At 68.5% G+C, this 9330-nt stretch carries 9 protein-coding genes; 8 read left to right on the forward strand and 1 reads right to left on the reverse strand.

From position 1 onward, the window contains the following. Window positions 1-124 precede the first annotated feature (124 nt). The 6 genes from LZ495_RS01020 (at window position 125) to LZ495_RS01045 (ending at window position 5817) form a co-directional block, all read left to right on the forward strand. Window positions 125-1609: an aldehyde dehydrogenase gene (locus tag LZ495_RS01020; protein ID WP_235049833.1), complete on the forward strand. Its 1485-nt coding sequence runs from the start codon at window positions 125-127 to the stop codon at window positions 1607-1609. After that, window positions 1606-2316: a gamma-glutamyl-gamma-aminobutyrate hydrolase family protein gene (locus LZ495_RS01025; RefSeq protein ID WP_235049834.1), complete on the forward strand. Its 711-nt coding sequence runs from the start codon at window positions 1606-1608 to the stop codon at window positions 2314-2316. Before LZ495_RS01020 ends, LZ495_RS01025 begins: the two co-directional genes overlap by 4 nt. A 195-nt stretch (window positions 2317-2511) precedes the next feature. Next, window positions 2512-3033, forward strand: coding sequence for a sigma-70 family RNA polymerase sigma factor (locus LZ495_RS01030; protein ID WP_235049835.1), 522 nt, complete (start codon window positions 2512-2514; stop codon window positions 3031-3033). Then, entirely contained in the window at window positions 3030-3788 is a 759-nt protein-coding gene (locus LZ495_RS01035; RefSeq protein ID WP_235049836.1) for a hypothetical protein, read from the forward strand. Before LZ495_RS01030 ends, LZ495_RS01035 begins: the two co-directional genes overlap by 4 nt. Before the next feature lie 128 nt (window positions 3789-3916). Next, the gene (locus tag LZ495_RS01040; RefSeq protein WP_235049837.1) at window positions 3917-5221 is read left to right on the forward strand and encodes a chymotrypsin family serine protease; all 1305 of its coding nucleotides are present in this window, start codon (window positions 3917-3919) and stop codon (window positions 5219-5221) included. A gap of 74 nt (window positions 5222-5295) precedes the next feature. Continuing rightward, window positions 5296-5817, forward strand: coding sequence for a GNAT family N-acetyltransferase (locus LZ495_RS01045; protein WP_235049838.1), 522 nt, complete (start codon window positions 5296-5298; stop codon window positions 5815-5817). 209 nt (window positions 5818-6026) lie between these two features. Here the strand turns inward: LZ495_RS01045 and LZ495_RS01050 are convergent, their stop codons facing one another. Continuing rightward, window positions 6027-6605 carry a MarR family winged helix-turn-helix transcriptional regulator gene (locus tag LZ495_RS01050; protein ID WP_235049839.1) on the reverse strand — a complete coding sequence of 193 codons (579 nt, stop codon included), beginning with the start codon at window positions 6603-6605 and terminating at the stop codon, window positions 6027-6029. A 186-nt stretch (window positions 6606-6791) separates the two neighbouring features. Here LZ495_RS01050 and LZ495_RS01055 point away from each other — a divergent pair, with 186 nt between their 5' ends. Continuing rightward, window positions 6792-8273, forward strand: coding sequence for an APC family permease (locus LZ495_RS01055; protein ID WP_235049840.1), 1482 nt, complete (start codon window positions 6792-6794; stop codon window positions 8271-8273). 41 nt (window positions 8274-8314) lie between these two features. After that, window positions 8315-9244 (forward strand): TIGR03619 family F420-dependent LLM class oxidoreductase, encoded by a 930-nt coding sequence (locus LZ495_RS01060; protein ID WP_235049841.1) that lies wholly within the window; start codon window positions 8315-8317, stop codon window positions 9242-9244. Window positions 9245-9330 lie beyond the last annotated feature (86 nt).

Consider the following 9330-nt stretch of genomic DNA (forward strand, 5'->3'; position numbering starts at 1 on the left):
CATATCGTTTGACCCCAAACAATCTAGTGAGCGGCGTACGCGGAGGTCAACCCCTTCCTTCCGGCGCCCTCCCCGGTATCGTTTGGCCTCAAACAATAGCCTCGACCTGCGGGAGCCGGACGCCATGACCGACCTCACCCACGCCGACTGGCAGGCCCGGGCCGCCGTCTTCCGGCCCGAGACGCACCACCGCATCGACGGCGCCGCGCATCCCGGCGGCGGCGCGGTGTTCACCGTCGTCTCTGCGCGCGACGGCCGCGTCCTCGCCGAGGTGGCCCGGGCCGGCCGGGCCGAGGCCGACCTCGCCGTCGCGGCCGCCCGCCGCGCCTTCGACACCGGCCCCTGGCCGCGGCTGTCCGCCACCGAGCGCGGACGCATGCTCGTCCGCCTGGCCGACCTGGTCGAGGCGCACCGCGAGGAACTGGCCCTCGCCATCTCGCTGGAGATGGGCAAGCCGGTGACCGAGGCGTACGCCATCGAACTGCGCGCGGTCGCCAACACCTTCCGCTGGTACGGCGAGGCCGCCGACAAGCTCGTCGACGAGGCCCCGCAGACCGCCCACGACGCGGTCGCCCTGGTCACCCGCGAACCGGTCGGCGTCGTCGCGGCCGTCGTCCCCTGGAACTTCCCGCTCACCATGGCCGCCTGGAAGGTCGCCCCGGCCCTCGCGACCGGCTGCACGGTCGTCCTCAAGCCCGCCGAGCAGTCCCCGCTCTCCGCGCTCCTCCTCGGCCGCCTGGCCGACGAGGCCGGCCTGCCGCCCGGCGTCTTCAACGTCATCGCCGGGGAAGGCCCCGAGGCGGGCCGCGCGCTCGGCCTGCACCCGGACGTCGACGTCCTCGCCTTCACCGGCTCCACCGCGGTCGGCCGGCACTTCCTGCGCTACTCCGCGGACTCCAACCTCAAGCGCGTCTGGCTCGAACTCGGCGGGAAGTCACCGAACATCGTGCTCCCCGACGCCCCCGACCTGGCCGCCGCCGCGGCCACCGCCGCCTGGGGCATCTTCTTCAACCAGGGCGAGATGTGCACCGCACCCTCCCGCCTCCTGGTCCACTCCTCGGTCGCCGACCAGGTCGTGGACGCCGTCGTCGCACGCGCCCGTACGCTCCGCGTCGGCGACCCGCTCGACCCGGCCACCGACATGGGCGCCCTCGTCTCCGAGCAGCACCTCAAGAACGTCGAGTCGCACATCGCCACCGCCCTCGCCGAAGGCGCCCGCCTCCGCACCGGCGGCGCCCGCCTCGACCGCCCCGGCTGCTACCTCGAACCCACGGTCTTCGACCAGGTCACCCCGTCGCACTCCCTCGCCCGCAACGAGGTCTTCGGCCCTGTCCTCGCCGTCCTCACCTTCGACACCGAGGACGAGGCCGTCGCCCTCGCCAACGACACCGACTACGGCCTGGCCGCAGCCGTCTGGACGTCCGACATCTCGGCCGCACACCGCATCTCACGCCGCATCAAGGCCGGCACGGTCTGGGTCAACTGCTACGAAGAGGGCGGTCTCAACGTCCCGTTCGGCGGCATGAAGCAGTCCGGCCACGGCCGCGACAAGTCCCTGCACGCCCTCGACAAGTACACCGACCTCAAGACCACGTGGATCCAACTGTGAGCCCCCGCCCGCTGATCGCGCTCCCCTGCCGCTTCGCGGAGCGCACCTCCGCGCTCCGCTACTCCGCCGAGGTCACCGCCCGCGCCCTCGCCGAAGCGGTCTACGCCTCCGGCGGCGAGCCGTTCATGATGCACCCCGCCGACCCCGGCTCCGCCGCCGAACGCCTGGCCCGCTGCGACGGCTTGCTCCTCCCCGGCGGCGGCGACCTCGCCCCGCACACTTACGGCGCCGCCGACGTCCACGACGAGGTGTACGACGTCGACGACGCCCAGGACGCCTTCGACCTCGCCGCCGCCCGCCACGCCCTGGCCACGGGCCTGCCGACTCTCGCCATCTGCCGCGGCATGCAGGTCGCCAACGTGGCCCTCGGCGGCACCCTCACCCAGGACATGCCGGTGCACCACCGCCACGTCGTCCACCCCGTACGCCTGCGCCCCGACTCCGCGGTCGCCACCGCCATGCGCACCGAGAAGCCCGACGTCTCCTGCTACCACCACCAGTGCATAGACCGCCTGGGCCGAGGCCTCACCGCCACCGCCAGAGCCACCGACGGCACCGTGGAGGCCGTCGAACTCCGCGACCACCCGGCCCTGTTCCTCGCCGTCCAATGGCACCCCGAAGACACCGCGGCAACCGACACCGCCCAAGCCGCCCTCTTCGCAGCCCTCACCGACCACGCCCGCAGCTCAGCAGCCACGAACTGGTGACACCATCGCACTACCTTGACGGCGAAACACCCCGATATGGAGGCCGCAGTCCATGACTGCGGCCTCCTTTGCGAGCCTTCACACACGAGTCGCCGCTACGACTAAACCTCATCGGGCAGTGCTTCGTCTTGATAGGCAGAAGGTCCGTGACGACCGGACGCGGCGACCAGCCAGGACAGGCAGGCCATGGGGGATATGAGGCGGGCTCTGCACGAGCTGGTTACGGTCCGTGGGGCCGCGCTCAAGCGGAGCGCTTTCCTGTTGCGTGGGGACAACCACGGAGCTGACGACCTCCTACAGGAGGCCCTGGCTCGCACGCTGGCGCGCAGGGCAACGCACGATTTGCAGCAGTTGGAAGCGTACGTGCGCCGAACCATGGTCAACCTGGAGATCGACCGGGGACGGCGGCGGACTCGCTGGCGCTCGACCGAACTGCAACTCTCCGGACACATAGTGACCGTCGACAAGGACCGCGCCGACGAGGTGTGCGATCGCCTGTCCCTGCGGGACGCCCTCGCGGTACTCCCCGCCCGACAACGCGCGTGCGTCGTCCTGCACTACTACGAGGATCTGCCCGTCGCCGAGATCGCCGAGATGCTCGACTGCCGTCCCGGCACTGTCAAGGCCCATCTGCACGACGCGCGCAAGACCCTGCGCCGGCACTGGTCCGACACACCACTCGCGCTGAGCCACACGGCCAAGGAGGAAGAATCGTGATGGACTTGGGCAAGAGCAACCTCTCGGAGGCGCTGGCCAGGGAGGCCGACCAGGCCGACAGCCCTCTCGAGACAATCGATTACGACCGTGTCCTGGCACGTACAGCCACCCTTCGCCGACGCCGCCGATCCGGAATCGCTGTGACCAGCTCGCTGCTGGCGACAGCCGTCATTTCAGGCGCCGTACTGGCAACCTCCATGTTCCGCTCCGACAGCGCTCCCCAGGCTGCCGCGGGCGCGGCGTCAACCCCAGGGGCTACTCCGTCCGCGCCGCTACCGACGCAGTCGACCTTGGACGACGAGATCCGAATTCTCAGACCGCTTCGGGATGCCGCGGATACCGCCGCCAAGGTGGGCGAAGGCTCCCTGGGCGGCATCTACACCAACGTCCGCATCGTCGCCGAGTCTGGAACCGTCACCGTCTACCTGACCGACCTCAGCCGCCAAGGCGACTTTCGGGACGCCATGGCGAAGCATTCCCCCGCCCTCGACCTGTCCGTAGTGAGCTTCCAGCAGGGAATGGCGACCCGAGCACAGTGCACATCCGCGAAGCAGCAGATCGGTATCATCATCGGCACGCGGGCTCTGGTGACCTCCGCCAGCGACTGCTCTTACATCCAGGTCACGGTCCCCGACCCTGCCGCGGTGCAAGCCCGGCTCGATGACCCGAGCAGCAAGGCCTCCGGTACAGGGATTCCTGTACGAGTCGTCCAGGGCAATCCCCCCGCTTTCGCACCCGGCACAATAACGGATTGATCGCCCGAGGTCCCCCAAATTCGACATTGCACTTTGATCGGTCTGCCAATTGCTTGAGCAAGGCACTCCCATTAAGGTCAGAACGCGCCCGACGGGATCGTTGGCGCAATGTCTAATTTGGGGGATTCATGCGCAAGCCAAGAAAGTCATGGTCTGTCGCCGCGGTAGGTGGACTGGTTTCGGCCTGCCTTATCGGAACAGTGACCCCTTCGTCGCAGGCCGCCGAAGGCGAACCGCAGACAGTACAGGAGTTCACCGCACTCTCCCGTGATGAGCAGCTCGCCATACTTCGCCCCCTGCGCGATTTCGCTGATGCCGTGGACAAGACGGCACGAGAGCACGCCGCCGACGTGTATTCAGGAGTTCGACTGGATCCGCTGGCACGCCGCGTGGATGTCTATCTGACGCAGCGCGACCGCTCGGACGAGATCCTCGCCGCCGCCAAGAAGAACCATCCCGGAATCGACATCAGCGTCGCCCGGGTGAACGCGTCGAAATACACGCGCCTGGACCTTGCGGAGGCGCGCAAGCGTCTGACCATGGGACTACGCGAAAACCCCGGCCTGCCCTATAGGATCGTCTCCATTGCCGTGCCTTCTGACGGCCACGGCCTCAAGGTGGGTGTCACCGACCCTTCGGCCGTCCCATCGGGCGAAGGGTCGGTCGCGGCGCGAGGAGCATCCGACATTCCGGACCCGGCCGCCTTGGCAGGCGTGGATACCACGATATCCAAGCAGGCTCCCATGCACCCCTCAAATCGCCGTATGAATGACCTTGATCCCTACACCGGCGGCGCTCGCATAGTCAACCCGGCCGCACAGGCCGAATGCTCCGCCGGTTTTCCCGTCAGGTTTTCGGATGGGAACCCTGGGATGGTGACCGCCAATCATTGCGTCACGCCCGGAAATAATGCCGACCAGATCAATCGGCCGGACGGGGGGAAACTCGGCGTAATCTCCGATCGCGAGCCGTACTACGACGCTGCGGTCTACCGCACCAACGCCCCGGTTGCACCCTATCTCTACTATGGCGCCTGGAACTCCGACCAAAAAGGGCTGATCATATCCACCGGCGGTACCCAAGACGGTGACTACGTCTGCAACGGCGGTTCGGTGATCGGCCAAAAATGCGGGATCCGCGTGGACGACGCCGACTCCTATCTGGTCGACGATTGGGGCAACGTCTGGGCGGCGGGGGTGTCGGCATCCCAGGCCAATAACGCCGCTGCCGGCATAAGCGGCGACAGCGGTGGACCCGTGTATGAATACCTCGGAACTGACTCCGGTGGAATGCCTCTTGTGCAGGTCCGTGGAATAGTCAACGCGATCGCCAATAACGGACCTGGAACTCCCGACGTGCACCTGTTCTTCGCCAGGGCCTATGACATCCTGAACCGCTTCGAGGCAGACACGGTCCAGGGGCAGCCATCATGACTGAAATTTCATCGCAGTCCCGGTTTGCAAGGCCAGACATCTCCCCTATGTTTCGGGCGAACAGATCGATCAGGGTGAGACCGGCCGACGACGCCGATATCCCCTTCCTATGGGCTCTGTTCGCAACCGACGAAGTCTCCTACCGTTGGGTCTACCGCGGACGCATACCGACCCCCGAATCGATACGAATGAACCTGCAAAGGCCCGACGTCCTCGGCCACATCATCGAGGACACCAGAGGCCAAAAGCAGTTGGGATACGTCGGAGCCTTCGACGTCAACGACCGAAATGGGCACGCACAACTGGGAACAGTTGTCGGCCCGGATCAGCAGCAGACTGGCGTCGGCGTGACGGCGACCATGCTGTTCGCCGACTACCTATTCACGATCCTGCCACTGCGAAAGTTGTACTTGCAGTCGCTCGACTACAACTACGCGCAGTTCAGCAGCCTTGTGTCCCGCGGCTACGCAAGCGTCGAGGGCGTTCTTCGCGAGCATGAATTCTTTGCCGGCCGGTACTGGGACATCCATGTCCTGTCCGTGACCCGGGAACAGTTCAAACTCGCGAGCGAGCGGATGCGCCTCAGAGAGCGCTGACGGAACGCTCGCGCACACGCGCGTCCGGAATCCGTCCCTGCGTCGCGAAACACATAAAGACGCCCTCCCGGTCTCGGACCGGGAGTGCGCTGCCGCTCCGCAAGGGACATGACAGAAGCTAAAGTTGCAGCCTGGCCTGCCTGGCTCACGAAAGATCTCCGCCAACTGAAATCGGCACCTCGACGCGCATGGAATACCGCCGAACAGCGTCAGGAACCGCTCTTCGGGCGGCGGCCGCTGCGGCGCGGTTTCGGGGCCGCGCCCGCGAGGAGTTCCTCGCGGCGTTCGTCGCCCTTGGCCTCCAGGCGGGCGACGATCTTGCGGAGGCTGTCGGCGAGTTTGAGGCAGTCGGCCGAGGAGAGGTCGTCCGTCACAAACGCCTCCTCGGCGTTGAAGGCCGGGAAGACGCGCGACATCAATTCGTCGCCCTCGGGGGTGAGCGCGAGCAGGACGAGACGGCCGTCGGAGGCGTGCTGGGTGCGGCGCAGCAGCCCGCGGGACTCCAGGGTGCGGGCGACGCCGGTGAGCGTGCCCTTGGAGATGCCGGCCTCCTCGGCGACGTGCCGGGTCTCCGACTCGCCCCAGATCCAGACCTCCCACAGCACGGTGAACGCGGTCCAGGTGAGCTCGGCCTCGCGCAGCACCGAGTTCTCCAGGTGCTGCCGGACGGCGGTGGCAGCGCGGTAGATGTTCGACACGGCGGCCATCTGCTCGCGGCGCAGCGGAATGTCGCCGAGGCGCTCCTGGACGACCTTCTCGGTCTCGATGATGGTCCGCTTGCCGGTCACTTCCACGTACTCCCATCTGTGCGGGCGGCGCCGAGGGGTGCGCTGCTCCGTCCGGAAATCTAGCTCTTGTGGCGGCCTGTTTGCATCCGTACGATCAGCGTCACCCCAGATCGTACGGGTCCAAATGATCTGCCGGGCGGCTTCCCCTGCCCACCGCCCGGTACGCCTCTCCCCCGGAGGTCCGTCATGGCCGTCGAGGAATTCCCCGCACCCGGTCCCGCATCCGGCCCCGCATCGGCCGAGGCGGCGTACGCCCCGCCCGGCAAGCTCGGCGTGGCGCACATCGTGTTCTTCGTGGTCGCCGCGTCCGCGCCGCTGACCGTGGCGGCCGGCGGCATCCCGCAGAGCCTCGCGGTCACCGGCACCACCGGCATCCCGCTGGTGTACCTGCTGCTCGCCGCGATGCTCGCGGTCTTCAGCGTCGGGTACGCCGCGATGAGCCGCCGCATCACCGGGGCGGGCGCGTTTTACGCGTACGTCTCCCACGGCCTCGGCCGGATCCCCGGCGTCGGCGCCGCCTTCATCGCGCTCGTCTCGTACAACGCGATGCAGATCGGCATCTACGGGCTCTTCGGCTTCACCACCGCGGACTTCCTGGACGCGAAGCTCGGCTGGGACCTGCCGTGGTGGCTGATCGTGTTCATCGGCATCGGCGTGGTCGGCGTCCTCGGCTACCTGCGCATCGACCTGAACGCGAAGGTGCTCGCCGTTCTGCTGGTCATCGAAGCGCTCACCGTCATCGTCTTCGACTTCAGCGCGTTCACCTCGGCACCCGACGGCATCTCGTTCGACCCGTTCGGCTGGGACGCGCTCACCGCGGGCTCCACCGGCGCGGCGTTCTGCTTCGTCATGGCGTCGTTCATGGGCTTCGAGTCGGCGGCGCTGTACGGCGAGGAGTGCAAGGACCCGAAGCGGACCGTGGCGCGGTCCACGTACATCGCCGTCGCCGTGATCGGCGTGCTGTACGCGGCCACCGCGTGGGCCATGATGTCCGGCGCCGGCACCGGCAAGGCGGTCGGCGCCGCGCAGGAGAACGGCCCGAACCTCATCTTCGTGCTGAGCGAGGACCAGATCGGCAGCGGCTTCTCCGACACCGCGCAACTCTTCCTGATCACCAGCCTGTTCGCCGCACTGCTGTCCTTCCACAACGCGGTGGCTCGCTACTTCCTCGCCCTCGGCCGGGAAGGCGTGCTGCCGACCCACCTGGGCCGCAGCCACCACCGGCACGGCTCGCCGCACATCGGCTCGGTCACCCAGACCGTGCTGGCGGCCGCGGTCGTCTCGGTCTTCGTCCTGCTCGACAAGGACCCGATGGCGACGCTCTTCAACTGGCTGACCAACCTCGGCGCCCTCGGCGTGATCCTCCTGCTGGTCCTGACCTCGCTGGCCGTGGCGCGCTACTTCGCCCGCAACGGCCGCCGCGAGGGCGAGCACCTGTGGAACCGCCTGGTCGCCCCGCTCATCGCGGCCGTCGCGCTCGCTGTCGTCTTCATCCTGGCGCTGGACAACTTCGGCGTGCTGCTCGGCGTCGACTCCGGCTCGGCGCTGCGCTGGGCCCTGCCGTCGCTGGTGATCGGCGCGGGCGTCGTGGGTGCGGCGTACGGCTGGTGGCTGCGCAGCACCCGTCCCGCGGTCTACGCCGGCGTCGGCCGAGGCCGCCCCGAATGACCTGACGTCCCATCACCATCACTACACAGCAAGGGAGTACGGTGGCCGCGCCCAAGCTCGTCCTCGTCCTCAGCGAGAACTGGACCCTGACCGACCCGCGCGACCTGCGGGGCCTGGTCGACATGGCCCGCGAGGCCGAGGACGCCGGATTCGACAGCGTCATGGTCAGCGAGCACATCGTGCTCGGCAAGGGAGCGGACGCGGACGGCCTGATGGCCAACCCGCGCGAGTACGCCCTGCCCGGCAACCAGGACCCGGCCACCCCCTGGCCCAACTCCCTGCTGCTCCTGTCCGCGATCGCCGCGGCCACCACGCGGCTCCGCCTGGTCGCGGCGGGCGTCATCGCCCCGCTACGGCACCCGCTCGCCCTCGCCCAGCAGCTCGCCACACTCGACCTGCTGAGCGAGGGCCGGCTGGTCGCCCAGCCCATCGTGAGCTGGCACCGCCCGGAGTACGAGGCGCTCGGCGTGCCCTTCGCCCGCCGCGGCAAGCTCCTGGACGAGCACCTCGCGGCCTGGGCGGCGCTGTGGCGCGACACCCCGGCGTCCTTCACCGGGGAGCACTACCGCTTCGAGGACGCGTACCTCGTCCCCAAGCCCTACCGCCCCGAGGGCCCGCGCCTGTGGTTCGGCGGCAGCTCGGTGCACGGCGCGGTCACCCGGCGCCTGGTGCGGTACGGCCACGGCTTCCACCCCCTCGGCCAACCCACCGACGCCGAGATGACCGCCCTGCGGGATGCGATGTCCGCCGCAGGCCGCGACCTCGCCGACCTGGAGATGGTCGGCGGCATCCGGCCGACCTTCCCCGACGACCACTCCCCCGCCCCCATCGCCCTCGCCCTGGAGTCGATCCCGGAGCAGATGTCCCGCGGCTTCACCACGATCTGCGTCAAGCCGTCCCAGTACACCGACGACCGCAGCGAAATCCCCTCCCTCTGCCGCGAGATCGTCCGCCGGGTCGCCGCGCTCTAGGGATCTCTCCGGCAATGCGAAGGGGGGCCGGGCCCAGCGCCGCCCCCCTGGCCCCGGTGGACGCCAAAGAGTGGGGGGGCCATAAC

It is taken from the genome of Yinghuangia soli (assembly GCF_021502675.1).
GTDB classification, from domain to species: Bacteria; Actinomycetota; Actinomycetes; order Streptomycetales; family Streptomycetaceae; genus Yinghuangia; species Yinghuangia soli.